Below are 24,528 nucleotides of genomic sequence, written 5' to 3'. Positions count from 1 at the left end.
CTACCAGGTCGAGGGCGGGGCCGTGGTCACCCTGGCGGCCGGCGACACGTTCTACGAGGAGGAGGGCGCCAGGATCGCCCGGTTCGACGCCGGCCACGCCCGGTTCAGACGGCCGGCGCCAGCTCCTCCTCGGTCTCCCGAGCATCCTCCGCCTCGTCCACGAGGAACCAGGTGTACGCCGGGATGGTGAGGAAGGTCGGGAACTCCTCCGCGAGCGACACCTCGGCCAGCAGCTCGGCCGCGTCGTCGAAGCGGTCGGCCACTCCCCCGGTGCGCGCTGCGGAGCGGAGCCGCATGCACTCCTCCGCCAGGATCCCGGCGACCAGCGCCCGGTCGACCGGCGTTCCCTCGGCGGTGACGACGCGGTTCTCGATCCACTGCCGCAGCAGCGACCGGGAGATCTCCGCGGTCGCGGCGTCCTCCATCAGCCCGTCGATCGCGACGGCGCCGGTGCCGCGCAGCCACGCCTCGATGTAACGGAGGGCGACGGAGACGTTCGAGCGCACGCCCGCGTCGGTGACCGTGCCGCCCGCCGTCGTGACATCCAGCAGGTCGGCGGCGGTGACGTGGACGTCCTCGCGCAGCCGGCCGACCTGGTTCGGCCGATCGCCGAGCACTGCGTCGAACTCGGCGAGCGCCGTCGGGATGAGGTCGGGATGGGCGACCCAGGTGCCGTCGAAGCCGTCGCCGGCCTCCCGGCGCTTGTCGTCCGCGACCTGCCCGAGCGCGCGCTCGGTCGCCTCGGCGTCGCGGCGGTTCGGGATGAAGGCGCTCATTCCGCCGATCGCGTGCGCGCCGCGCTTGTGGCACGTCGCGACCAGCAGCTCGGTGTAGGCACGCATGAACGGGACGGTCATCGTGATGCCGCTGCGGTCGCCGAACGCGAAGCGCTTGCCGCGGCCGAGGAACGTCTTGATGATCGAGAAGATGTAGTCCCAACGGCCGGCGTTGAGCCCGGCGCAGTGGTCGCGCAGCTCGTAGAGGATCTCCTCCATCTCGAACGCGGCCGGGATGGTCTCGATCAGGACCGTCGCCCGCACCGTGCCGACCGGCATCCCGATCCGCTGCTGGGCGAAGACGAAGATGTCGTTCCAGAGCCGCGCCTCCAGGTGCGACTCCAGCTTGGGCAGGTAGAAGTACGGCCCGCGGCCCGACGCGACCAGCTCCTCGGCGTTGTGCCAGAAGTACAGGCCGAAGTCGGTGAGGGAGGCGCTGGCCGGGGCGGTGCGCCCGGCCCGGTCGGTGAAGGCGAGGTGCTTCTCGACCAGGTGCCAGCCGCGCGGCCGCATCACGATCGTGGGCGTGTGCTCGTGCGGGGTGGTGACCCGGTAGTCCTTGCCCTCCGGGCTGGTGAAGGCGAGCTGCCCGCGGACCGCGTCGTGCAGGGTGCGCTGGCCGCCGACGACGTTCGCCCAGGTGGGGCTGGTGGCGTCCTCCTGGTCGGCGAGCCAGACCCGGGCGCCCGAGTTGAGGGCGTTGATCGCCATCTTCGGGTCGGTCGGGCCGGTGATCTCCACGCGGCGGTCCTCCAGGCCGGGGCCGGCGCCGACGACGCGCCAGTGCGGGTCGTCGCGGATGGCCTCGGTGGCAGAGAGGAAGCGCGGGTCGCGGCCGTTGCCAGCCTCCCCGCGGCGGCGCTGGCGCTCCAGCAGGAGCTCCTGGCGGCGCGCGGCGAAGGCCTGGTGCAGGTGGTCGACGAAGGCGAGCGCCTCCGGGGTCAGGATGTCGTCGGTCCCGTCGACGCGGGGACCGGTGATCTCGATCATGGTCGTTGTCCTTTCGTCATGTCCGCGGGGCGGATCAGAACTGGTGCTGTTCGGTGGAACCGACGAGGGCGAGGGTGGCGCTGGTGGGGTTGAGCGCGGTCGCGATGCGGTCGAAGTAGCCGGTGCCGACCTCCCGCTGGTGGCGGGTGGCGGTGTAGCCGGAGCTCTCGGAGGCGAATTCGGCCTCCTGGAGGTCCACGTACGCGCTCATCTGCCGGTCGGCGTAGTCCTTGGCGAGCGTGAACATGGAGTAGTTGAGGGCGTGGAAGCCCGCGAGGGTGATGAACTGGAACGCGTAGCCCATCGCCGCCAGCTCGCGCTGGAACCGGGCGATGGTCTCGTCGTCCAGGTGCTTGCGCCAGTTGAACGACGGCGAGCAGTTGTAGGCCAGCTTCTTGCCGGGGAACTGCGCGTGCACGGCCTCGGCGAACCGGCGGGCGAGCTCCAGGTCGGGCTCGGCGGACTCCACCCAGAGCAGGTCGGCGTACGGCGCGTAGGCGAGGCCGCGCGCGATGACCGGCTCGATGCCGTTGCTCACCTCGTAGAAGCCCTCCGCCGTGCGCGTGCCGGTGAGGAACGGCCGGTCGCGCTCGTCGTGGTCGCTGGTCAGCAGGGTGGCCGCGAGCGAGTCGGTGCGGGCGATCACGATGCTGGGGACACCGGCGACATCGGCCGCGAGGCGCGCCGCGTTCAGGGTGCGGATGTGCTGGCCGGTGGGGATGAGCACCTTGCCGCCCATGTGGCCGCACTTCTTCTCGCTGGCCAGCTGGTCCTCCCAGTGCACGCCCGCGGCGCCGGCCTGGATCATCCCGTGCATGAGCTCGTAGGCGTTGAGCGGGCCGCCGAAGCCGGCCTCCGCGTCGGCGACGATCGGCGCCATCCAGTCGGCCACCGGGCCGTCGGTCCCCTCGACCTGACCCGCCCGCAGCAGCGCGTTGTTGATGCGGCGCACGACCGCCGGGACGGAGTTGGCCGGGTACAGGCTCTGGTCGGGGTAGGTCTGGCCGGACAGGTTGGCGTCGGCCGCGACCTGCCAGCCGGAGAGGTAGATGGCCTCCAGGCCCGCGCGGACCTGCTGGACGGCCTGGTTGCCGGTGAGGGCGCCGAGCGCGGCGACCCACTTCGGGTCCTCCCCCGCGCCGTCGCGCTGGATGAGCTCCCAGAGCTTCTCGGCGCCGCGGCGGGCGAGGGTCTGCTCCTCGCGCACCGGGCCTCGGAGCGCCACCACGTCCTCGGCCGTGAAGTCGCGGCGGATGCCGGACCAGCGCGGGTCGGCGTCCCACTCGAGGCGGAGCTCGGCGGCGGTCTGCGTGGTGTCGCCGGGGCGGGCTTCGGGGTTCATGGTGACCTCCATCGGTCGGATCGTTTGACACGATCGTGGCCCGGTCGCAACAGGTCTGGAGAAGATCCGCCGACAGAAATTCGCGGGTTCTTCTGTTTGCTAGAACTTCGCCGGAGTGTCAGCATGGCCTGCATGACCGACACCGCTGTCAGGATCGACGACGAGCCGACCGGAGCCGACGCGCTCACCCTCGGCCGGCGCGTGCGCGCGTTCCGCCTCCGGAGGGCAATGACCCTGGAGGCGCTCGCCACCGCGATCGACCGGGCCCCCTCCCAGGTGTCCGCGATCGAGAACGGCAACCGGGAGCCGCGCCTCGCCCAGCTGCGCGCCATCGCCGCCGCCCTCGGCGTGACGGTGGACGAACTCCTCGCCCCGGACGCGCCGGACGAGCGCGCGGCCCTGGAGATCGCGGTCGAGCGGGCCCAGCGCGGACCGGTGTTCGGCGCCCTCGGGATCGACCAGGTGCGGGTGTCCAAGTCGGTCCCCGACGCGACGTTGCGGGCGATCCTGGCCCTGCACCAGGAGGTCGCACGGCTGCACAAGGAGCGGGCGGCGACCCCCGAGGAGGCCCGCCGCGCCAACGCCGAGCTGCGGGCGACGATGCGCGCCCGCGACAACTACTTCGCCGACCTGGAGGCCATCGCCGCCGACCTGCTCGGCGCCGTCGGGCACACCGGTGGCCCGGTCTCGCACCAGACCGTTGCGGACATGGCCGACCGGCTCGGGTTCTCGCTGCACTACGTCGGCGACCTCCCGCACTCAACCCGGTCGGTGACCGACAAGCGCAACGGCCGCATCTACCTGCCGACCGAGCAGTCGGCCTCCCGGGACTCCCGCTCCCCCATCCTGCAGGCCTTCGCCTCCCAGCTCCTCGGTCATGACGAGCCCGGAAATTACGCCGACTTTCTGCGCCAGCGGGTGGAGACCAACTACCTGACCGCCGCGCTCCTGCTGCCGGAGAAGGATGCGGTGGCGTTCCTGACCGAGGCCAAGAACTTCCGCCGCATCTCGATGGAGGACCTCCGCGACGCCTTCGCAGTGTCGTACGAGACCGCCTGCCACCGGTTCACCAACCTGGCGACCGCGCGGCTCGGCATCCCGGTGCACTTCATGAAGGTGCACGAGTCGGGCACCATCATCAAGGCCTACGAGAACGACTCGGTCGCCTTCCCGTCCGACGCGCTGGGCGCGATCGAGGGGACGCCGGTCTGCCGGAGCTGGACGGCCCGCACCGTCTTCGACGTCGCCGACCGGTTCAGCCCCTACTACCAGTACACGGACACCCCGCGCGGGACGTTCTGGTGCACCTCCCGCATCGAGAAGGCCAAGGAGGGCGACTACTCGGTGAGCGTCGGCGTGCCGTTCGCGCACGTGAAGTGGTTCCGCGGCCGGGAGACGACGCACCGCGCGGTGTCGCGCTGCCCGGACGAGTCGTGCTGCCGCCGGCCGTCCGGAGCGCTGGCCGACCGCTGGGAGGGGATGGCGTGGCCGGCGGCGCGCACCCCCACGTCCCTACTGGCCGCGCTGCCGACCGGCACGTTCCCCGGCGTGGACTCGACCGAGGTCTACGACTTCCTGGAGCGCCACGCGCCGGCCGCCGGCTGAGTCACACGCGCGGGATTCACTAGGATCGCGGTGTGCGTGACGGAGTTCACCCACGACAGGAGGACCGGGTGAAGACGCCGCACCGAATCACGCTCGCTGCCGCCGTGCTCGCGCTCGCTGCGGGTCTCGCCGTGGCCCCGCCGGCGGCCGCCGCCTCGGGACAGGTGGTTCACGGGACGATCAGCCTCGGCGACGCCTCCCACCCCGCCGCCGCGGGCGAGGCGCGCGTGAGCCTCGTGGGCACCAATCTCGACACGAGCGTCGTGACCGTCGGCGGCCCGGTGCTCACCGACGCGTCCGGTGCCTACTCGCTGACGGCCCCGATCCCCAACCCGAACGAGCACATCGAGTTGCACGTCGAGTACCTCGGCACGGGAGGCTACCAATCCGTGTACGGCAATCGTGCGAAGTTCGTCGGGCTTCCCGGCGAGGGCGAGAACCTGTCGCTCCTTCCCGGCGCGGATATCACGTTCGACCAGACCCTCCCGCTCCCGACCACGATCACCGGCCGGATCGTGACGACGGCGAACGCCGCCGCACCCGCCGGATCGGTGGTCGCGGCACGCTCGGACACGTATCAGTGGTTCTCCGCGCACAACGACCAGGCGCCCGCGGTGACGACCCTCGCCGACGGCACGTACACGATCAGCGGCCTCCTCCCGGGGACGTACAGCGTGTCGTACGACAGTTCGGGGTCGTACTGGAACGGGACGGCGTGGGCGTATCGGGACACGGCCACCCGGCCGTTCGCGGTCAACACCGCCGGAGGCTCTGCGGCCGCCGCGGATCAGGTCGCCTACGGACTTGCTCAGATCTCTGCAGGATTCCAGTGCCCACGATGCTCCAACACCGCGGGACCGAGCGTCGGCGACTCCCAGTTGATCCAGGTCGAACCGGATGGCTCGGAGACCGTGGTGCTGCGGATGCCCCAGTACCTCGGCGTCTCTGGCGTCTCTGGCGCCTCAGGCAGCTACAGCTTCCCCGCCTTCCCCGGCACCTACCGCGTCATGGAGTACATCGGCGGCCAGCCCGAGGCCGGGGTCTTCTGGTCCGATCCGATCACGGTGGGCGAGTACGACTCCGTCTCCCCCACGACCACACTGAGCCTTCCCGCCACCACGCGGCTGGCCGGCGCCGACCGTTACGCGACGTCCGCGACGATCTCGGCGAACACCCTGTCGTCGTCCTCGCGCTACGACCCGGGAGTCGGAACGGTCTTCATCGCGAGCGGCCAGAACTTCCCCGACGCGCTCTCCGCTGTCCCGGTGGCCGGGTCGCTCGGCGCACCGCTCCTCCTCGTGCCCCAGGGCTTCGTGCCGGACACGATCAGCGCCGAGCTCACCCGGCTCCGACCCGGTCGGATCGTGATCGTCGGAGGAACCGCAACCGTCTCGGACAGCGTCGCGCAGAGTCTGACGCAATTCGTCGCGTCCCCCGCCGACGTCGTCAGAGTGGCCGGCGCCGACCGCTTCGCCACCTCGCGCGCGCTCACGGAGTTCGGCTTCCCGACCGGGTCGAAGACGCTCCTCCTCGCGTCCGGATGGACGTTCCCCGACGCGCTCTCGGCCGGCGCCGCCGCCGCCTCGAAGCACGCGGGCGTGCTCCTGGTGGACGGGCGCGGTTCCTCCCCCGACGCCGCCACGCTCGCCGAGCTGCAGCGCTCGGGGGTCACGAACGTGGAGATCGTCGGCGGCCCCGCTGCGATCTCCTCCGGCTTCGAGGCGGGGCTGTCGGCCATCCCCGGCCTGACCGTCACGCGCGTGTCCGGCGCGGATCGCTTCGCGACCTCCGTCGCGATCACGGCGGACGCCTTCCCCGGCCTCAACTCGGTGCAGTCGAACGCTGTCGGAGGCCTCCACGTGCACGACACGGCCGTGATCGCGTCGGGAGCGAACTTCCCGGACGCCCTGGCGGGCGCAGCCCTCGCCGGGCGGATGGGAGCCCCTCTGCTGATCGCCGGCCAGGGCTGCCTGCCCCCGGACGCGCTGTCGGCTGCGGAGTACCTCGGCGTCACGACGGCCGTCCTCATCGGCGGGACGGCCGCACTCTCCACGCCCCTCGACACACTCACCACCTGCCGCTGACCCCTCGCGCCGAAGGGCACGTAAACGCCCCTAAAACCGCGTTTTAGGGGCGTCTACGTGCCCTTCGGCGTTAGTGGAGGCTCAGTCGAGGACGAGTTCGCGGATGGCGACGCCGTAGGGGGCGAGCGCCAGCTCGGCCGCCGGCTCGCCGGCGAGCGTGCGCAGCTCGCCCGCGACCTCCGGGCGCACCGTGACGGCCGTCGCGTGCTGCGACACGAACACCGCGAAGCGCCGCCCGTCGTCGTGCACGAGCGTGTCCACGAAGACCCGCGGGTCGTCGAGGCGCACGTCGCGCTCCACGTCGGCCGCCGAGGCCAGCGCGTCGTACAGCCGCCAGGTCTCCTCGGGGTTGCTGCGGGCCCGGGCGGACGCGAAGAACTCCAGCGGGTAGGTCGACAGGACCGCGCGGCCCGCGCCGTGCTCCTTGACCACGATCGCCGGACGGCCGTGCGCGTCCACGGCGACGACGGTCCCGGAGGTCGCCCGCACCGGCAGGAAGGTCCGGCCGTTCTCGGTGCCTGCCGCGGGGAAGGTCAGCACGGTCCCGGCCGCGAGCGACCCGAAGTCCGCGACGAACCGGATCGTCGCCGCCTCGTCGGTCACCGGCTCGGCGAGCCCGTACGCGCTCTGCGGGCGGACGCCGAACAGCGCCTCCGTGTTCGTCCACCACGGCCCGCGCTGCACGCCGCTGTCGCCGTGCGAGTACGACGCGTACACGGTCGCCCCGTCCCGCGCCAGCTCCTCCAACTGCAGCCACGAGGTCGCGCAGAGCTGCTTGACCGACGGCAGCAGGTACAGGCCGTAGCCGACCGGGAGGCCGCCGTCCTCCCGCTCGCGGACCACCGCGACAGGGATGTGCGCCTCGTGCGCCGCCAGGTACGCCTGCTCGCCGGTCGCGACGATGTGGGCGCGCTCGGCCTCGGTGGTGAACGGGTAGTCCGCCTCCAGGTGCGACGGCACGACGATCGCGGCGTCCACCGGGGTTCGCCGCACGTTCGGGAGGTCGATCGCGGCGAGGTCGGCGGCGAACCGGGCGAGCTCGCGCAGCGGCGGCTTGGGCGCGCCGTGCCGGTCGGTGATGCCGAAGTGCATCTCGAACGGGTGGTGCGAGTAGGGCCGCTGGTCGGCGAGGTCGTCGTAGTCGGTGTTGTTCCAGGCGATCCAGCCGGTCGCCCCGGCGAGCAGCGTCGTGTAGAGCAGTTGCCGGTAGTAGGAGGCCGCGCCCTCGTCGGAGACGAAGTCGCTGGTGAGGCCGAACTCCTCCATGATGACCGGGAGGCCGACCCCGGACAGCTCGGCGATGTACGCCGCCTTGAGGTGCTGCCGGGTCTGGTCGGTCTCCATCCGGTACACGTGCGGGCCGACGAAGTCGGTGAACGTCGCGAGGTCGCGCACCGAGAAGCCGTTGTCGTGCCCGGTGGTCTCGATGCCCCACGCCCCGTCGCCGACCGCGACCGGCTGCGTGCCGCCGCCGGCGCGGACCGCGTTCACCAGGAGGGAGGCCCAGGCGTCCACGATCGGTCGCGGCGCCTCCCCGCCGTAGATCGGCACCTCGTTGGTCAGCAGCCAGCCCGCCACGGCCGGGTGCGCGGCGAACCGCGCGGTGAGCTCCCGCACGTACCAGGCCTGGCGGCCGACGAACCAGACGTCGCGGTAGAGGTCGCGCCCCTCCCGCCACACCGGGTCCCAGTTCTCCCCCGACATGTGCCCGACCAGGAAGGTCGGCACGGTCGTCATCCCGGTCTCGGTGTGCGCGTCCAGGAAGTCGGCGAAGTTCGCCAGGCACTGCTCGTCCAGCGTGTCCGGGGTCGGGTGGAAGTCCGGCCAGTAGAAGAACGACCGGGTCATGTTGAGGCCGTGGTCGGCCAGCACGCGCAGCTCCTGACGGATCACCGCGGGGTCGTAGCGCGTCCACATGAGCGGGCCGCCGGTGCGCGACCAGAAGTTCGCTCCGAGCCAGACCACAGGCGTTCCGTCGACGGTGAGAAGGGGGGACGGGCGGTCCATGATTCCTTTCGAGGGGTGCGCAGCCTACTTGACGGCGCCGGCGGTGAGGCCGGCGACGAAGCTCCGCTGCAGGATGAGGAACGCGACCACGATCGGGATCGACACGACGAGCGAGGCCGCCATGATCTGGTTCCAGTACACGTTCGTCTGCGTCGAGTAGAGCTGCAGGCCGACCGCGAGCGTCCGGTTCTCGTCCGTCGTCATCACGGACGCGAACAGCACTTCGCCCCAGCTCGTCATGAACGAGTAGATGGCGACCGCGATCAGGCCGGGCTTGGCCGCGGGCAGCACGACGTGCCAGAGCGCGCCCATCGGTCCGGAGCCGTCGACCATCGCGGCCTCGTCCAGGTCGCGCGGGATGCCGTCGAAGTAGCCGGCGAGCATCCAGATCGCGAAGGGCAGCGCGAACGTCAGGTAGGTGATCACCAGGCCCCAGCGCGTGCCGACGAGCTGGATGCCGACGGCCTGGTTGATGTTGACGAAGATGAGGAACAGCGGCAGCAGGAACAGCACGCCGGGGAACATCTGCGTGGACAGCACCGTCGTGGTGAAGACGCCGCGGCCCTTGAACCGGTACCGCGACACCGCGTAGGCGGCGAACACGGCGATGATCAGGCTGAGGATGGTCGCGGCGCTGGCGACGATGACGCTGTTGATGAAGTACGACGCCAGCGGCACGGTCGTCCACATGTCGATGAACGGCTGGAAGGTGATGTTCGTCGGCCACCAGGTGAAGGCGCCCTGGACATCCGCCAGCGGCTTCACGGACGAGGTGATCATCACGTAGAGCGGCACCGCCGTGAACAGGGTCAGGAAGACGACGACCACCCAGCGGAAGACTTTGGACGAGACGGTCTCACGCATTGCGGTTCCTCCGGTTGAGCACGGTCAGATAGATGCCGGACACGATGAGCAGGAAGATCAGCAGCAGCACGCTCATCGCGGCGCCGGAGCCGAAGTTCCAGGTCAGGAACGACGCGTTGTAGATGTGGAACGAGATCAGGTCGCCCGCCGCGGGTTGCGCATTGCCGAACAGGACATACGGGGTGTTGAAGTCGTTGAACGTCCAGAGGAACATCACCAGCAGCAGCACGGCGTTGACCGGCCGCAGCATCGGGAGGGTGATCGACCTCCACTGCCGGAACGGCTTGGCGCCGTCCACCGCGGACGCCTCGTAGACCTCGTCCGGGATGGACTGGAGGCCGGCCATCAGCATCAGGAAGGCGAACGGCCAGAGCCGCCAGATCGCGACGATGACGATCGACCAGAACGCGTTGTCGCCGATCAGCCAGAACGGCTTCTGACCGGGCAGGCCGAGGTTGTCGTACAGGAAGTGGTTGACCGCTCCGGTGTCCTTCTGAAGCATGAACTTCCACGTGATGATGCCGGCGTAGAGCGGCAGCGCGTACGGCACGAGGAAGAGGGTGCGGAAGAACCCGCGCCCGCGGAACCGGCCCTGCATCGCCACGGCCGCGGCCATCCCGAGCGCCCAGGAGAGCCCGACCACGAGGATCGTGAACCCGCAGGTGATCAGGAACGAGGTCAGCAGGCCGGCGCCGATCGACGTGTTGAAGTCGAGCGCGACCTGGTAGTTCTTGAGGCCGACGAACGGCGCCTCGCTCCAGTTGGCGATGAAGAACTTGGTGAGCTGCAGGAAGCTGATCCAGATCCCGGTGAGCATCGGGATGACGTGGATGAGCAGCTCGAAGAGGATGGCCGGCGCCAGCAGCACCAGCGGAAGCCACCAGCCCTTGGGCCGATTGCGGCGGGTCTTGGCCGGGGCCGGCGTCTCGGCGGGGCTGGTCCGGACGGATGTCGTCGTCGACATGGAACTCCTTCAGTGGGTGCGGCGGCCGGGCGCGAGTCGCCTCACGCCCGGCCGTCGCGGTGGCGGGCTAGCCGCCGATCGACTGCTTCACCTGGTCCTGAGCAGTGCTCAGTGCCGACTTGATGTCGGAGTCGGAGACGGTGCCTCCGGTGGCGATCTTGGCGAACATGTCGTTCATGGCCTTGCCGACGGTGTTCTCGAACTGGTCCTCGGCCGGCACCAGCGGCAGCGGCTTGGACATCGTGTTGTAGATCTTCTGGAACGTGGCGGCCTCGTCCGCGTTGTCGGTGAAGTTCGGCTTGGCGCCGTTCAGCACCGGCAGCGTGGAGTAGGGCTTGCCGAGGGTGGTCTGCACCGACGAGCTGGTCATGTACTTGACGAACTCGAGGGCGGCGTCCTTGTTCTTGGTGTTCTTGAAGATCGACAGGTTGATGCCGGCGACGTGGCTGGCGACGGCCTTGCCGCCGTCCGGGGCCGGGAACGGCACGACGCCGTACTGGTCGGCCTTCATCCCGTTGGCGTTGATCGAGGAGTCCGCGTTGTTCTGGCTGAGGATCATCGCGACCTTGCCGGTGGCGAAGTCGTTCACCGCCTGCACGCCGTTGTCGTACTGGGCGTTGGAGGTGTTGACGACCTTGTCGGTCTGCATCAGGTCGAGGTAGCGCTTGACGCCGTCGATGTTCGCCTGGCTGGTGAACGTCGGGTTGCCCTTGCTGTCGAACCAGGAGCCGCCGTTCTGCGCGGAGTTGATGAACGCGAAGTGGGCGTTCTCGGTGTAGCTGCCGGCCGCGAGCGAGAAGCCGTACTGCGTGCCGGAGGTCAGCTTCTTGGCGTCGGTGACCAGCTCCTCCCAGTTGGTGGGCGGCTGAACGCCGGCGTCGGTGAACATCTTCTTGTTGTAGTACAGGCCGTAGGCGAGACCGTAGAGCGGGACGCTCGTCACCGTCTTGCCCGGTGCGCCGCCGGTCTCCAGCGCGGTCTTCACGAACTTGTCGCTGCCTCCGATCGCCTTCATCTCGCTGTCGCCGAACGGCAGGAACGCGCCGGTCGCCTGCAGGGAGGCGGCCCAGGTGTTCCCGATGTTCAGGACGTCGGGCCCCTGCCCGGACGTGACGGCGGTCTGGATGCGCGTCTGCAGGTCGTTCCAGCCGATCACCTCGAGATTGACCTTCACCCCGGTCTGCTTGGTGAAGTCGTTCAGCACGGGCGTCAGGACCTGCTTGTCGTTGTCGAGGCTGGTGCCCTGGTTGCTCGCCCAGTAGGTGATGGTCGACCCGCTGGCCGAGGAGGTCGAACCGGTGCTGCTGCAACCCGCCGCCACGAGCGAGATCGTGGCCGCCAGTGCCGCGGCGGCGATGACGCGTTTCCTCATTGTGACTCCTTCGTCTCTTGATGGGCGCCCGCCGCCCCCGTCCCCGGGGAGCGCACCTGACGCCACGGCGACTATAACTGAACCGGTTCAGTAATTCCAGCGTTGACACCTCAGGCATCAAGGGTATACAACGCGGTCTCCCCGTTTGCTGGTCACACGGACGCCGGGACGCTGGTCGACCGCACCACCAGCTCCGAAGGGCGCGCGGTGCGCGTCGCCGTCTCGACCCCGGCGAGCTCGTCCAGCAGCATCCGGGTGGCGCGCCGACCCTGCTCCTCCGGGAACCGCGCCAGCGCGGTCAGCGGCCGCGAGCCGAGGCGGCAGACCAGGGAGTCGTCCCAGCTCACCAGGGCAACGTCGTCGCGGCCGGCGCGGCTGAGGGCGGCCTGCGCGCCGAGCGCGAGGAGGTCGTTTGAGGTGACAAGGGCGGACAGCTCCGGGTCGCTCGCGTGCGCGGCGGCGATCCGCTCGCCGGCCTCCATCGAGTAGTCGGACGGCTCGGAGGTCGCCTGCATCCCGAGCTCGGCCGCGAACCGCGCGATCGCGTCGGCGCGCTCGCGCTCGTGCTCGAACTCGGCAGGGCCCTGCACGTGCAGGATGCGGCGGTGGCCGAGCCCGTGCAGGTGGTCGACCAGAAGGTGCGCGTCGCCCCACGCGTCGTAGAGCAGCACGCGCCCCGGCGCGACGCTCTCGTCGTTGCCGTGCAGCACGAACGCCAGGCCGAGCTCGTCGAGGAGGGCCGGCCGCGGGTCGCCGACGGTGATGTCGAAGAGCATCACGCCGTCGACGCGCTGCTCGGCGCTCCAGCGGCGGTAGGCCGCGAGGTCCTGCCCGTTGGAGGTGCCGACCATGCGCAGCAGCAGCGACTGCCCGCTCTCGGCGAGTTCGGCCTCCACCCCGGCGAGCAGGCTCATGTAGTACGGCTCGGTGCCGAGCAGCCCGGGATCGCGGCGCAGCACGATCCCGATCGCGTCGGACCGGGCGCGGGAGAGGGCGCGGGCGCTGGAGCTGGGATGCCAGCCGAGCTCGTCGGCGAGGTCGAGCACGCGCCGCCGCGTCTCGTCGCTCACACCGGGCTGGCCGTTGAGCGCGTACGACACCGACGCCTTGGACAGCCCCAGCCGGTCGGCGAGGCCGCCGATCGTCACCCGGGTCGCTGTCCCCACGTCGTGCTCCTCTCGCGCCGGCCGCTCCGTGCGGTCGATCGGGGAAAGAGTACATCGAACTGAAGCGGTTCAGCGCTCGTGTCGTCCGCGAGGGCCCGCGCACCCGCGCGCCGGACGGTCTGCCCGGAGTCGGGCCGGATTCGCGACGGACATCCCGGGCGCCACCCGGCAGAATGGGCGGCAGTCACCTCACCAGCATCGACAGCATCGACAGCACCGACAGCACCGACAGCACCGACAGCACCGACGACCGCACCAGGAGGGCATCGCCGTGGCCACCACCGTGTTCGAACGACAGGCACCCCCGGCGGCCGTGGTGAGCCACGCGCTCGCCCCGACCCGGCAGGCCGTGTTCTGGATCGAGGACGCCCCCGGCGACGCGTACCCCCGGTTCCGCGGCGACATCGTGTGCGACCTCGCCGTCGTCGGCGGCGGCTACACCGGCCTGTGGACGGCCCTGCTCGCCAAGCGCGAGAACCCGTCCGCGCGCGTGGTGCTGCTGGAGGGCCGCCGGATCGGCTGGGCTGCCTCCGGCCGCAACGGCGGCTTCTGCGAGGCGAGCCTCACGCACGGCGACGAGAACGGCCGCACCCGCTTCGGCCGGGAGTTCGACCAGCTCCAGCGGCTCGGGATGGCGAACCTGGACGAGATCGAGGCGACCGTCGCCGAGCTGGGCCTCGACGCCGACTTCGAGCGCAACGGCGCGATCGACCTCGCGACCGAGCCGCACCAGATCGAGTGGCTGCGGGAGGCCGCCGACGGTGAGCACGCGCGCTTCCTCGATGCGGGGGCCGTGCAGGCGCAGGTGCACTCCCCCACCTACCTCGGCGGCCTGCTCCGCACCCGCGACTCGGCGCTGGTCCACCCCGCCAAGCTCGCCCGCGCGCTCGCCAGGGCCTGCGAGGCGGCCGGGGTCGAGCTGTTCGAGCACTCGCCGGTGGAGGGCATCGGCGACGGGACCACCCTCTACACACCGGAGGGCGTCGTGCGGTCGAAGCGCACGGCGCTCGCCACGAACGTGTTCCCGAGCCTGCTCAAGCGCAACCGGCTCGCGACCGTGCCGGTCTACGACTACGTGCTGATGACCGAGCCGCTCAGCACCGAGCAACTCGCCTCCATCGGCTGGTCGGGGCGCCAGGGCCTCGGCGACTCGGCCAACCAGTTCCACTACTACCGGCTCACCCGCGACGACCGCATCCTGTTCGGCGGCTACGACGCCGTGTACCACTACGGCGGCCGGGTCCGGGAGCGGTACGAGGACCGGCCGGCGACCTTCCGTAAGCTTGCCGCGCACTTCTTCACGACCTTCCCCCAGCTCGAGGGCCTCACCTTCACGCACCGCTGGGCCGGCGCGATCGACACCTGCAGCCGGTTCTGCGCCTTCTTCGGCGCCGCCCGCGGCGGGACGGTCGCCTACGCCACCGGCTACACCGGGCTCGGCGTCGCTGCGACGCACTTCGGCGCGCAGGTGATGCTCGACCTGCTGGCCGGCCGGGAGACCGAGCGGACGGGCCTGGAGATGGTACGGAGCCGGCCGCTGCCGTTCCCGCCGGAACCGGCGGCCTCCCTCGGCATCAACCTGACCAGGTGGTCGCTCGACCGGGCGGACCATCGCGAAGGACGGCGCAACGCGTTCCTCCGCACGCTCGACGCCGTCGGGCTGGGGTTCGACTCGTAAGGCGCACGCCGACGAATTCGTGCCGAATGTCCCGAATGTGGCGGTGATTCGCGACATTCGTGCCGAAAGTGGCCGACTCAGCTCCGGATCCGCCGCGCGAGCACCGCGGCGTGCAGCGCCCCGATCGTCTCCCCGTCGTCCAGGTCCAGTCCGAGCAGGTCCTCGATGAGGGCGATCCGCTGGTAGAACACCGACCGGGACAAGTGGCTCGCCACGGCCGCCCGCGTGCGGTTGCCCGGGTGGCTCAGGTAGGCGCGCAGCACCTCGATCAGGTCGCCGTCGTTGGCGATGTCGTACTCGATCAGCGGCCGCAGCATCCGCTCGGCGTACTCCTGCAGCCGCGGGTCGTCGCCGAAGGCCGTGACCAGCCGCAGCAGCGGACGGCTCTCGGCGCGCTGCACGACGGCGTGCCTGCCGCGACCGCCGCCCCCGCGGCCGGTCAGCTCCACGGCCTCCTCCACCGACGAGAGCAGCCCAGGGATGCCGTGGGCGTCCGAGCCGACCCCGACGACCGCAGCGTCGCCTCCCGCGAGCGCGTCGGCCACCGCGTCCGCGCCGGGGCGCCCTGCCCGGGACGACACGGCGACCACGAGGAGCCCGGGAGAGGCGGGATGCGGCGCGGCGATGGCCTCCGACCCCGCCGCGCGCGCGGCCTCCAGCGCCCGCGCCGCGGCAGTGGCCTCCACGCGCCCCGACCGTGTGCGGACGGCGACCCCGGCGAGCAGCCGCCCGGCGACCGGGAACCCGGACGCCTCGAACCGCGCGGCCATGCCGCCGTCGCCGGCGAAGCGCCGGCCCAGCAGCGCGCCGAGCAGCGCGTCGTGGCTGCGGCGCGTCCACTCCTCCTCGTCGCGGTCGGCCAGGCGGCTGAGCGCCAGCGCGACGGCCGCCTGCTCCAGCACGCTCGACCGGCCGGCGGGATGCGGCTCGCCCGGCAGCGCGACGAGGTGACCCCAGCGCATCCCGCGCGCCTCCACGGGGGTCAGCGTCCAGCCCGGCTCCCCACCGCGATGCGCGGCCCGGGAGCGCTGCTCCCAGCGCTCCAGCTCGGCCTCGCCGTCGCCGACGTTCTCGGCGACGAGCACCTGGTGGCCGGTGTCCTCCAGCACAACAGGGCAGCCCAGCACGCGCGCGGCCTGCGCCACGATGAAGTCGGCGGGGCTGCCGCGCAGGCTCAGCCCGGTGAACAGCTCGCGGATCTCGTCCCTCGCCCGCAGCGCGACGGTCTGGTCGTCGATGATCCGCGCGTGCACCGCCTCGGTGACCGCCACGAAGCGCGCCTCGCGGTGCAGGACGACGAACGGCAACCCGGCCGCGCGGAACTCCTCCAGCAGCGGCGCCGGCGCCTCGGGCGTGCGGTCGCCCAGCTCCAGCACGAGGCCGGCGATCTCGGCCTCGGCCAGATCGCGGCCGAGCGCCCGCAGCGCGCGGGCGTCGCGGGGCCAGCCGAGGCCGGTCGCCAGCAGAAGCTCGCCCCCGGAGACCAGCCGCGCCACGTCCGCCGTCTCGGCCACGTGGACCCAGCGCACCAGAGTGTCGAGCGCGCCCTCGCCCGTCAGGACCTCCGGCAGCGCGTCGGCCATCGGGTCCATCCGCAGCACCTCGCGGACGGTCGGCAGGAGCATCCGGTCCGGCGCCGGACGAACTGTTTCGTCTTGCCCGAACGTCCGACGATCTGGCCTCATCGTTCGCCCCTCCGCTCTGTGATCATGGGGATTGCAAGCCTACTTCCCCGCCGGGCATTCCGTCCGGCGCAGCACCTCCAGGAGGATCCCGTGGCCCTCATCCGCCATTTCGTGAACGGCGAGGAGTCCGGCGACCCGGCCCGCCTCGGCCCCGTCTTCGACCCCGCCACCGGCGTCCGGCAGCACGACGTCGTGCTCGCCAGCGCCGCCGAGACCGTGGCGGCGATCGCCGCTGCGAAGGCCGCCCTCCCGGGCTGGCGCGCCATCAGCCTGACGAAGCGCGCCGACGTGATGTTCCGGCTCCGCCACCTCCTCACCGAGCGCCGCTCCGAGCTGGCCGCGATCGTGACGAGCGAGCACGGCAAGGTGCTGTCCGACGCCGCGGGCGAGATCGCGCGCGGGCTCGAGAACGTCGAGTTCGCCTCCGGTCTCATCGACAAGCTCAAGGGCGAGTACAGCGAGCAGGTCTCCACCGGCATCGACGTCCACAGCGTCAAGCAGCCGGTCGGCGTCGTCGCCTGCATCACCCCCTTCAACTTCCCGGTCATGGTGCCGCTGTGGATGATCGCGAGCGCGATCGCCTGCGGCAACACGGTTGTCCTGAAGCCCAGCGAGAAGGACCCGTCGGCCTCCGTCTTCCTGGCGAAGCTGTTCGCCGAGGCGGGCCTGCCGGCCGGCGTGCTCAACGTCGTGCACGGCGACAAGGAGGCCGTCGACACCCTGCTCGACTCCCCCGACATCGCGGCCGTCTCCTTCGTCGGCTCCACCCCGATCGCCCGCTCGATCTACCAGCGCGCCGCCGCCAACGGCAAGCGCGTCCAGGCCCTCGGCGGCGCGAAGAACCACATGGTCGTCCTGGAGGACGCGGACATCGAGGCCGCGGCCGACGCCGCCGTCTCGGCAGCCTACGGCTCGGCCGGCGAGCGCTGCATGGCGGTCAGCGTGCTCGTTGCGGTCGGCGAGGCCGGCGACCGGCTCGTCCCCGCCATCCAGCGCCGCCTGGGTGGCCTCGCGATCGGCCCCGGCACCGACCCGGCCAGCGAGATGGGCCCGCTCATCACGCGCGAGCACCGCGACAAGGTCGCCTCCTACGTGGCGAAGGCCGCGGCCGAGGGAGCCACCGTCGTCGTGGACGGCACCGCCCAGGAGTTCGACACCGACGGGTTCTTCGTCGGCGTCAGCCTGGTCGACCATGTGAAGCCGGGCACCGCGGTCTACGACGACGAGATCTTCGGCCCCGTGCTGTCGGTCGTCCGCGTCGACACCCTCGACGAGGCCGTCGCGCTCATCAACGCCAACCAGTACGGCAACGGCGTCGCCCTGTTCACCCGCGACGGCGGCGCCGCCCGGCAGTTCGAGTTCGACGTGGAGGTCGGCATGGTCGGCATCAACGTCCCGATCCCGGTGCCGATCGGCGCGTACTCGTTCGGCGGCTGGAAGAACTCGCTGTTCGGCGACTCGCACATCTACGGCCCCGAGTCGTTCCACTTCTACACTCGCAGCAAGGTCGTCACGACCCGCTGGCCCGACCCGGTGCACTCGAAGATCGAGCTCGCGTTCCCCGGCAACTCCTGAAGCCTCCCGAAAGAAGTCACTGACATGACCGACACCATCGACACCGCCCTCCGCACGGGCTTCACCGACCGCCGCGGAGTCGAGCACCCCTTCGGGGACGCCGACGCGGAGACCCAGGTCCGCAGCGACGACCGCAGCCACGTCTTCCACTCCTGGAGCGCCCAGGCGCAGATCGCCCCGCTGCCGATCGCCGCGGGCGACGGCTCCACGTTCTGGGACTACCAGGGCAACGCGTACCTCGACTTCAGCTCGCAGCTGGTCAACCTCAACCTCGGCCACCAGCACCCCGACCTCGTCGCCGCCATCCAGCAGCAGGCCGGCCGCCTCGCGACCATCCAGCCGTCGATGGCGAACGACGTGCGCGGCGAGCTGGCGCGCCTGATCGCCCGCGTCGCGCCGGGCACGCTGAACCGGGTGTTCTTCACCAACGGCGGCGCCGACGCCAACGAGTACGCCGTGCGGATGGCCCGCCGGGTGACCGGGCGGCGCAAGGTGCTGTCCATGTACCGCTCGTACCACGGCGGCACCGCGACGGCCGTCTCGCTGACCGGCGACCCCCGCCGCTGGGCGAACGAGCCGAGCGACCCGTCCGTCGCGCACTTCTTCGGCCCGTACCTCTACCGCTCGGCGTTCCACTCCACCACCCCGGAGGAGGAGACGCAGCGCGCGCTGGAGCACCTGGAGAGCGTCATCGTCCTGGAGGGCGCCGCCACCGTCGCCGCGATCATCATCGAGACGATCGTCGGCACGAACGGCGTGCTGATGCCGCCGCCCGGCTACCTCGCCGGCGTGCGCGCGCTCTGCGACAAATACAGGATCGTCTACATCGCCGACGAGGTGATGGTCGGGTTCGGCCGGGTCGGCGAGTGGTTCGCGGTGGACGCGTTCGACGTGGTGCCCGACCTGATCACCTTCGCGAAGGGCGTCAACTCCGGCTACGTCCCGCTCGGCGGCGTGGTCATCTCGGACGCGATCGCGGACTTCTTCGACGATGTCTCCTTCCAGGGCGGCCTCACCTACTCCGGTCACCCGCTGGCGTGCGCGGCGGGTGTCGCGACGTTCGACGTGTTCGAGCGCGACGGCATCCTGGAGCGCGTGCGCGACCTCGGCGAGCGCGTCGTGGAGCCCGAGATCACCGCCTGGCTCGACCGGCACCCGTCGCTCGGCGAGGTCCGCGGCCGCGGGCTGTTCTGGGCTCTGGAGCTGGTCCGCGACCGCGAGACGCGCGAGCCGCTGGTGCCGTTCAACGCGGCAGGAGCCGACGCGGCTCCGATGGCCGAGGTCGCCGCGGCGTGCAAGGCCGCGGGCGTCTGGCCGTTCACGCACTTCAACCGCGTCCACATCGCCCCGCCCCTGGTGATCGCCGAGGACGAGCTGCGCCGCGGCCTCGCCGCGATCGACGCCGCCCTCACCGTCGCCGACCGCTACGCGGTCTGAGCCGCCTCTCGCTCCGGCCGACCCACAGCAGTGAGGGGACGCGACACGCCGCTCCGCCACGCGCGGGGCGGCGTGTCGTGTCCCCTGCGTGCGTCCACTGCGGAATGGGGCGGAGACGGCGGAGCATCCCCGGGATATCGTGACAGCATGAGTGAACCTGGAGACGGCCGCGTCGCTGTCTATATCGACTTCGACAACATCGTCATCTCCCGCTACGACCAGGTGCACGGCCGGGGGTCGTTCATGCGCGACCGGCAGAAGTCCGGCACGCAGCCCAAGCCCGCCTTCGTCGCGAAGCTCGCCGAGGCGCGCGTCGACCTCGGGGCGGTCATCGACTTCGCGTCCTCCTTCGGCACCCTCGTTCTCACACGCGCGTACGCCGACTGGTCCGCCGCCGTGAACGCCGAGTACCGCGGCCAGCTCGTCGGCCGCGCGGTCGACCTGGTGCAGCTCTTCCCGGCCGCCGCCTACGCGAAGAACGGCGCCGACATCCGCCTGGCGGTCGACGCCGTGGAGGACCTGTTCCGGCTCCCCGAGCTCACGCACGTCGTGATCGTGGCAGGCGACTCCGACTACATCCCGCTGGCCCAGCGGATCAAGCGCCTCGGCCGGTACGTGATCGGCATCGGCGTCGCCGGATCGACGGCGCGCTCGCTCGCGGCCGCGTGCGACGAGTTCGTCAGCTACGACGACCTCCCGGGCATCGCCCGCGACGAGGCGGCAGAGGCGGACGCCGTCGTGGCGGCGACGGCCGCCGCCGAGACCGACGCGGCTCCTGAGGCCGTCCCCGCCGGCGCGTCCCGCCGCCGCTCGACCCGCTCGAAGGCGGCCTCCACCGACGCCGCCACCGACCAGCCCGACGAGCCCGACGAGCTCGTGGAGGCCGCCGAGCCCGCGAAGCGTCCCACCCGCAAGCGCAAGGCCGCGACGCCCGAGCCGGAGGCCGACGAGGAGGAGGAGACCGCGGAGGACCCCCAGGTCGTCGCCACGCGCCTCCTCGCCCGGGCGATGCAGCTCGGCCACGAGAAGGACGACTCGGAGTGGCTGCACTCCTCGACGGTGAAGGGCCAGATGAAACGCATGGACCCCTCGTTCAGCGAGAAGGCCCTCGGCTACCGGTCGTTCAGCGACTTCATCAAGTCCCGCAACGAGCTCGTGGAGCTCGACGACAGCTCCACAGCCCAGGTGCTCCGGCTCGCGCCCGCCCGATCGCGGCGGGTCCGGCACAGCGGCAAAGCCTCGGATACGGTGTCGGCGCAATGACCACCGGCGACGCGGACCAGCCCGGCAGCGCGGACCGTCCCGGCAATGCCGACCGCCCCGGCGTCGTGACCGCTGTCGCCATCCTCTGCTGGCTGGTCGGGACGGTCGAGCTCATCCTCAGCGTGCTGCTGATCGTCCTCGCGGCGATCCGCGGCGTCCTCCCCGCGAGCGAGACCGGGAACATCCTCGTCTCCACGATCGGGTACCTGATCGTCGCGGTCGCCTACCTTGCCGTCGGGTTCGGAGTCTTCCGCGGCGTGGACCTCGCGCGCGTGGTCGTGCTTCTCGCGAGCGTGGTGCACCTCGGCGTCGGGCTCTACACGGCGCTCACCACGCAGCCGGTCGCCGGCATCCTCTCGATGGGGCTCGCGGTCGCGATCGCGCTGCCGCTGTGGGTCGGGCGCGGCGCTACCTGGTTCGGCCACGGCCGCACGGGTGCGGCCGCGTCCTGAGCGCGCACGCACACTGAGCGCCCACCCAGCCGGACCGCGTTGACTGGGCGGCATGGCACGAGTGTGGTTGGCAGAGCAGTGGGGTTCCCCCGACACGTGGACGTTCGCCGAGCGGGAGGTCCCGCGTCCGGGACCGGGCGAGGCGACGATCCGGGTGCGCGCCGCGGGCGTCAACCCGGCTGACTTCAAGCACGTCGCCGGTCCCCGTCCCGGCCTCGACCTCCCGGTGCCGATCGGCTACGAGGTGGCGGGCGAGCTGGTCGAGCTCGGTCCGGGCACCGAACTGGCCTCGGGCGGAGGCGCGCCGGGTGACGCTGTCGTGGCGTTCCGCATCCAGGGCGGGTACGCCACCGAGGTCACGGTTCCGGCGGCCGACGTCTTCGCCAAGCCGGCGGCGCTGTCCGACGAGGAGGCCGCCAACCTGCTGCTGGCCGGCACGACGGCGGCGCAGATGCTCGACGTCACGGACGTGGGCGCCGGGGACACGATCCTGGTGCACGGCGCGTCCGGCGCGGTCGGCGTGAGCGTGCTGCAGCAGGCCGCCGAGCTCGGCGCGCACGTGATCGGGACCGCGAGCGAGGGCGGCTTCGCCCGCGTGCGGCGGTTCGGCGGCGTTCCTGTCGCTTACGGTCCCGGTCTCGCCGACCGGGTTCGGGAGGCCGCACAGGGCCCGATCGCCGCCGCGCTCGACACCGTCGGCACCGACGAGGCGGTGGACGTCTCGCTGGAGCTGGTCGAGGACCGCGACCGCATCGTCACGATCGTCGCGTCCGGACGCGCCGGGACGGACGGCTTCCACTCGATCTTCGGCGCGCAGCCGGAGAGCGCCGCCTTCCGCGACGCGGTGCGGCCGAGGCTGCTGGCGCTGGCGGCGGAGGGTCGGTTGCAGGTCCCGATCGCGCGCACGTATCCGCTGGCCGAGGCCCCGGAGGCGCTGCGCTTCCTCGCCGAGGGGCATCCGGGAGGGAAGATCACCCTGTTGCCGTGATCCGCACGCCGGCACGCGCCGGCGTTCAGTGGTGGAACGCCACCCGCTCCGGCCCCGGCATCGGCGCCTTCAGCTCGTCCAGCTCCTGCACGCTCGTCCGGATCGCATCCACCAGCCCGCCCGCGAGGTCGCGGCTGAGCCCGTTCCTGACCACCGCACGCTGCACCGTCACGTCGGTGAGCGCCTCCGGCATCGGGTAGGCGGGCACCAGCCAGCCGCGCGTGCGCAGCCGCATCGACAGGTCGTAGAGCGTCCAGGGCGCGTCGTGGCCGGCCTTCACCTGCCACGCCGCGACCGGGATGTCGCTGCCGTCCGTCCAGATGTCGAAGCGCCCCAGCGCCTGCACCTGGTCGGCCAGGTAGCGGGCGACGTCCCGTGAGGCGCTCTGCACGCGCTTGTAGCCGTCGAACCCGAGGCGCAGGAACTGGTAGTACTGCAGCAGCACCTGGGCGCCCGGCCGGGAGAAGTTGATCCCGAAGGTCGGCATCTCGCCGCCGAGGTAGCTGACCTTGAAGATGAGCTCCTCCGGCAGCAGGTCGGCCTCCCGCCACACCACCCAGCCGATCCCGGGATAGACGAGCCCGTACTTGTGCCCGGACGTGTTGATGGAGGCGACCCGCTCCAGGCGGAAGTCCCAGACGATCTCGGGCTGGATGAACGGTGCGACCATCGCCCCGGACGCGCCGTCGACGTGGATCGGGATGTCGAGCCCGGTCGTCCGCTGGATCGCGTCGAGTGCGTCGCTAATGGCCTTCACCGGCTCGTACATCCCGGTGTAGGTGACGCCCATGATGGCGACGACGCCGATGGTGTTCTCGTCCACGTACCGCTCGAGCCCGTCGCCGTCGAGCGTCTTGTGGTCGAGCGAGATGGGCACGAATCGCGGCTCGACCTCGAAGTAGTTGCAGAACTTCTCCCAGCACACCTGCACGGCCGCGCTCATCACGAGGTTGGGCTTCTCGGTGGACTGCCCGGCCGCGCGCCGCCGCTGCTGCCAGCGCCGCTTGAGCGCGAGGCCGCCCAGCATGCACGCCTCCGAGGACCCGATGGTGGAGGTCCCGATCGAGCGCTCCGGGTTCGGCGCGTTCCACAGCCCGGCGAGCATCCGCCAGCACCGGGTCTCGATGGCGGCGGTCTGCGGGTACTCGTCCTTGTCGACGATGTTCTTGTCCACCGCCTCCGAGTACAGCCGCCCGGCCTGATCCTCCATCCAGGTGCCGACGAACGTCGCGAGGTTCAGCCGCGCGTTCCCGTCGAGCATCGCCTCGTCGTGCACCACCTGGAAGGCGGTGTCCGGGAGCGACTCGCCGTCCGGGAGGGTGAACCGCGCGAACTCGGTGGCCTCTCCGGCCCGCGAGAAGACAGGGTTCAGACCGACGGGCTCCTCGGGGGACTCGTAACCGTGACGCATGGGGCGAGCCTATGCCTGGGGGCGTGGATTGTTCGCGATGACGCGGACGGATCTTGCTCGCTCGCCTCTTGCATGCTAGCTTCTAGGTGTAAATTCTAGATTTCTATTTCTGTCTAGCAACAATGAGGTTCCCATGCACCACAAGGGCTTCCGTCCGTCAATTTCTCTGGCCGCCGCAGCGCTTCTCGTCGTCATCGCGGCCGCCCCGGCTCAGAGCGCGGAGCGTCTAGCCCACGAGTCCGGCTCATCCTCGGCTTCCGCACAGATCCGCGTCGAGTCGGACTTGGATTTCAGCTTGGAGGAGATGATCCACGGCATCGTTTTCGCCAAAGGACCCGTCGCAGAGGCGCTCGATCGAGTGGTCTCCTATCCGGCCAATCTCACGAGGGAAGACCTCTCCGTCGTCCAGGATGTGGAGAGCCGACTCACGGAATCGATGATCGCGGCGGACGGCGATTCTCTTGTGGCTGCCTTTCCGAGAATCTCGTCGGGAGACCCGTATCAAGTCCGTTCTGCCCTCGAGATCTTCGGAACGTCCTTCACAGCGGCGCTCGACCGCGAGTATCCAGAAGCCAGCAACACCGCCATTCGCTCAGCCCGCTGCGGTGTCGTAGCGGTTTGCGCCGCGGTGTCGGTGGCCGCAATCGCGCTCGGGGCGGCAATCGCAGTTGTCGCGTTCAACGTCGCGGGAGCCGTGAACATGATCTACAACCAGAACGGCTTGTGGGACAAGAACGGGGTCTTCAACGGGAAGAAGGCACCGCACGCAACGAGCCCCACGGAACTGATCCAGAACTATCCGACGCTCTCCGAGAGTGAGGAAGTCCGTCGCATCACCGTTGCGCTTCGCGCTGCGTGAGCAATAGCGG

The 24,528-nt window shown here is 70.9% G+C and carries 18 protein-coding genes; 9 read left to right on the top strand and 9 right to left on the bottom strand.

Annotated features, from left to right (window positions below; translation table 11 throughout):
* Positions 1–104: 104 nt before the first annotated feature.
* Both aceB and aceA read right to left on the bottom strand, forming a co-directional pair.
* On the bottom strand, positions 105–1,766 hold the full coding sequence (gene aceB / locus ACFQ9V_RS08050; RefSeq protein WP_382458638.1) for a malate synthase A: 1,662 nt from the start codon (positions 1,764–1,766) through the stop codon (positions 105–107).
* 34 nt (positions 1,767–1,800) lie between these two features.
* Positions 1,801–3,120, bottom strand: coding sequence for an isocitrate lyase (gene aceA, locus ACFQ9V_RS08045; RefSeq protein ID WP_382458637.1), 1,320 nt, complete (start codon positions 3,118–3,120; stop codon positions 1,801–1,803).
* Between the two features lie 120 nt (positions 3,121–3,240).
* Between aceA and ACFQ9V_RS08040 the strand changes: the two genes are divergently transcribed.
* Positions 3,241–4,713, top strand: coding sequence for a helix-turn-helix domain-containing protein (locus ACFQ9V_RS08040; RefSeq protein WP_382458636.1), 1,473 nt, complete (start codon positions 3,241–3,243; stop codon positions 4,711–4,713).
* Positions 4,714–4,781: 68 nt separating this feature from the next.
* On the top strand, positions 4,782–6,797 hold the full coding sequence (locus ACFQ9V_RS08035) for a cell wall-binding repeat-containing protein (RefSeq protein ID WP_382458635.1): 2,016 nt from the start codon (positions 4,782–4,784) through the stop codon (positions 6,795–6,797).
* Positions 6,798–6,878: 81 nt separating this feature from the next.
* Here the strand turns inward: ACFQ9V_RS08035 and ACFQ9V_RS08030 are convergent, their stop codons facing one another.
* From ACFQ9V_RS08030 to ACFQ9V_RS08010, 5 genes are all read right to left on the bottom strand, one after another.
* Positions 6,879–8,804, bottom strand: coding sequence for a cellulase family glycosylhydrolase (locus tag ACFQ9V_RS08030; protein ID WP_382458634.1), 1,926 nt, complete (start codon positions 8,802–8,804; stop codon positions 6,879–6,881).
* A 24-nt stretch (positions 8,805–8,828) separates the two neighbouring features.
* The gene (locus ACFQ9V_RS08025; protein ID WP_382458633.1) at positions 8,829–9,668 is read right to left on the bottom strand and encodes a carbohydrate ABC transporter permease; all 840 of its coding nucleotides are present in this window, start codon (positions 9,666–9,668) and stop codon (positions 8,829–8,831) included.
* Positions 9,661–10,632 carry a carbohydrate ABC transporter permease gene (locus ACFQ9V_RS08020; RefSeq protein ID WP_382458632.1) on the bottom strand — a complete coding sequence of 324 codons (972 nt, stop codon included), beginning with the start codon at positions 10,630–10,632 and terminating at the stop codon, positions 9,661–9,663. The genes ACFQ9V_RS08025 and ACFQ9V_RS08020 overlap by 8 nt, the downstream gene beginning before the upstream one ends.
* A gap of 67 nt (positions 10,633–10,699) precedes the next feature.
* Complete coding sequence (locus ACFQ9V_RS08015; RefSeq protein WP_382458631.1) at positions 10,700–12,004, bottom strand: ABC transporter substrate-binding protein; 1,305 nt, start codon at positions 12,002–12,004, stop codon at positions 10,700–10,702.
* A 152-nt stretch (positions 12,005–12,156) separates the two neighbouring features.
* Positions 12,157–13,170 carry a LacI family DNA-binding transcriptional regulator gene (locus tag ACFQ9V_RS08010; RefSeq protein WP_382458630.1) on the bottom strand — a complete coding sequence of 338 codons (1,014 nt, stop codon included), beginning with the start codon at positions 13,168–13,170 and terminating at the stop codon, positions 12,157–12,159.
* Between the two features lie 271 nt (positions 13,171–13,441).
* On the opposite strand from ACFQ9V_RS08010, the gene ACFQ9V_RS08005 reads away from it, so the two are divergent.
* A complete protein-coding gene (locus ACFQ9V_RS08005) occupies positions 13,442–14,848 on the top strand; it encodes an NAD(P)/FAD-dependent oxidoreductase (RefSeq protein ID WP_382458629.1) in 1,407 nt (468 codons plus the stop codon).
* Positions 14,849–14,925: 77 nt separating this feature from the next.
* Here ACFQ9V_RS08005 and ACFQ9V_RS08000 read toward each other — a convergent pair whose 3' ends face one another.
* Positions 14,926–16,533: a PucR family transcriptional regulator gene (locus tag ACFQ9V_RS08000; protein ID WP_382458628.1), complete on the bottom strand. Its 1,608-nt coding sequence runs from the start codon at positions 16,531–16,533 to the stop codon at positions 14,926–14,928.
* Positions 16,534–16,623: 90 nt separating this feature from the next.
* Here ACFQ9V_RS08000 and ACFQ9V_RS07995 point away from each other — a divergent pair, with 90 nt between their 5' ends.
* From ACFQ9V_RS07995 to ACFQ9V_RS07975, 5 genes are all read left to right on the top strand, one after another.
* Positions 16,624–18,108 carry a CoA-acylating methylmalonate-semialdehyde dehydrogenase gene (locus ACFQ9V_RS07995; protein ID WP_382458627.1) on the top strand — a complete coding sequence of 495 codons (1,485 nt, stop codon included), beginning with the start codon at positions 16,624–16,626 and terminating at the stop codon, positions 18,106–18,108.
* Between the two features lie 24 nt (positions 18,109–18,132).
* Positions 18,133–19,545 (top strand): aspartate aminotransferase family protein, encoded by a 1,413-nt coding sequence (locus tag ACFQ9V_RS07990; RefSeq protein WP_382458626.1) that lies wholly within the window; start codon positions 18,133–18,135, stop codon positions 19,543–19,545.
* 147 nt (positions 19,546–19,692) lie between these two features.
* Positions 19,693–20,808 carry an NYN domain-containing protein gene (locus ACFQ9V_RS07985; RefSeq protein ID WP_382458625.1) on the top strand — a complete coding sequence of 372 codons (1,116 nt, stop codon included), beginning with the start codon at positions 19,693–19,695 and terminating at the stop codon, positions 20,806–20,808.
* Positions 20,805–21,260 carry a hypothetical protein gene (locus tag ACFQ9V_RS07980; protein ID WP_382458624.1) on the top strand — a complete coding sequence of 152 codons (456 nt, stop codon included), beginning with the start codon at positions 20,805–20,807 and terminating at the stop codon, positions 21,258–21,260. The genes ACFQ9V_RS07985 and ACFQ9V_RS07980 overlap by 4 nt, the downstream gene beginning before the upstream one ends.
* 52 nt (positions 21,261–21,312) lie before the next feature.
* Entirely contained in the window at positions 21,313–22,248 is a 936-nt protein-coding gene (locus tag ACFQ9V_RS07975; RefSeq protein ID WP_382458623.1) for a zinc-binding alcohol dehydrogenase family protein, read from the top strand.
* A 25-nt stretch (positions 22,249–22,273) separates the two neighbouring features.
* Here ACFQ9V_RS07975 and ACFQ9V_RS07970 read toward each other — a convergent pair whose 3' ends face one another.
* Positions 22,274–23,659 (bottom strand): glutamate decarboxylase, encoded by a 1,386-nt coding sequence (locus tag ACFQ9V_RS07970; RefSeq protein WP_382458622.1) that lies wholly within the window; start codon positions 23,657–23,659, stop codon positions 22,274–22,276.
* 133 nt (positions 23,660–23,792) lie between these two features.
* On the opposite strand from ACFQ9V_RS07970, the gene ACFQ9V_RS07965 reads away from it, so the two are divergent.
* Entirely contained in the window at positions 23,793–24,518 is a 726-nt protein-coding gene (locus ACFQ9V_RS07965) for a hypothetical protein (RefSeq protein ID WP_382458621.1), read from the top strand.
* Positions 24,519–24,528 lie beyond the last annotated feature (10 nt).

Origin of the sequence: Leifsonia sp. NPDC056665 (assembly GCF_042791795.1) — a bacterium.
Classification (GTDB): Bacteria; Actinomycetota; Actinomycetes; order Actinomycetales; family Microbacteriaceae; genus Leifsonia.
Note: the sequence above shows the minus strand (reverse complement) of the source record. Positions and strands in the feature narration are given on the sequence as shown.

What these genes read in the sequence shown, in the direction of transcription:
- aceB (WP_382458638.1), bottom strand. Translation starts at nt 1,766, where the DNA reads ATGATCGAGATCACCGGTCCCCGCGTCGACGGGACCGACGACATCCTG.
- aceA (WP_382458637.1), bottom strand. Translation starts at nt 3,120, where the DNA reads ATGGAGGTCACCATGAACCCCGAAGCCCGCCCCGGCGACACCACGCAG.
- ACFQ9V_RS08040 (WP_382458636.1), top strand. Translation starts at nt 3,241, where the DNA reads ATGACCGACACCGCTGTCAGGATCGACGACGAGCCGACCGGAGCCGAC.
- ACFQ9V_RS08030 (WP_382458634.1), bottom strand. Translation starts at nt 8,804, where the DNA reads ATGGACCGCCCGTCCCCCCTTCTCACCGTCGACGGAACGCCTGTGGTC.
- ACFQ9V_RS08025 (WP_382458633.1), bottom strand. Translation starts at nt 9,668, where the DNA reads ATGCGTGAGACCGTCTCGTCCAAAGTCTTCCGCTGGGTGGTCGTCGTC.
- ACFQ9V_RS08020 (WP_382458632.1), bottom strand. Translation starts at nt 10,632, where the DNA reads ATGTCGACGACGACATCCGTCCGGACCAGCCCCGCCGAGACGCCGGCC.
- ACFQ9V_RS08015 (WP_382458631.1), bottom strand. Translation starts at nt 12,004, where the DNA reads ATGAGGAAACGCGTCATCGCCGCCGCGGCACTGGCGGCCACGATCTCG.
- ACFQ9V_RS08000 (WP_382458628.1), bottom strand. Translation starts at nt 16,533, where the DNA reads ATGAGGCCAGATCGTCGGACGTTCGGGCAAGACGAAACAGTTCGTCCG.
- ACFQ9V_RS07990 (WP_382458626.1), top strand. Translation starts at nt 18,133, where the DNA reads ATGACCGACACCATCGACACCGCCCTCCGCACGGGCTTCACCGACCGC.
- ACFQ9V_RS07985 (WP_382458625.1), top strand. Translation starts at nt 19,693, where the DNA reads ATGAGTGAACCTGGAGACGGCCGCGTCGCTGTCTATATCGACTTCGAC.
- ACFQ9V_RS07980 (WP_382458624.1), top strand. Translation starts at nt 20,805, where the DNA reads ATGACCACCGGCGACGCGGACCAGCCCGGCAGCGCGGACCGTCCCGGC.
- ACFQ9V_RS07975 (WP_382458623.1), top strand. Translation starts at nt 21,313, where the DNA reads ATGGCACGAGTGTGGTTGGCAGAGCAGTGGGGTTCCCCCGACACGTGG.
- ACFQ9V_RS07970 (WP_382458622.1), bottom strand. Translation starts at nt 23,659, where the DNA reads ATGCGTCACGGTTACGAGTCCCCCGAGGAGCCCGTCGGTCTGAACCCT.
- ACFQ9V_RS07965 (WP_382458621.1), top strand. Translation starts at nt 23,793, where the DNA reads ATGCACCACAAGGGCTTCCGTCCGTCAATTTCTCTGGCCGCCGCAGCG.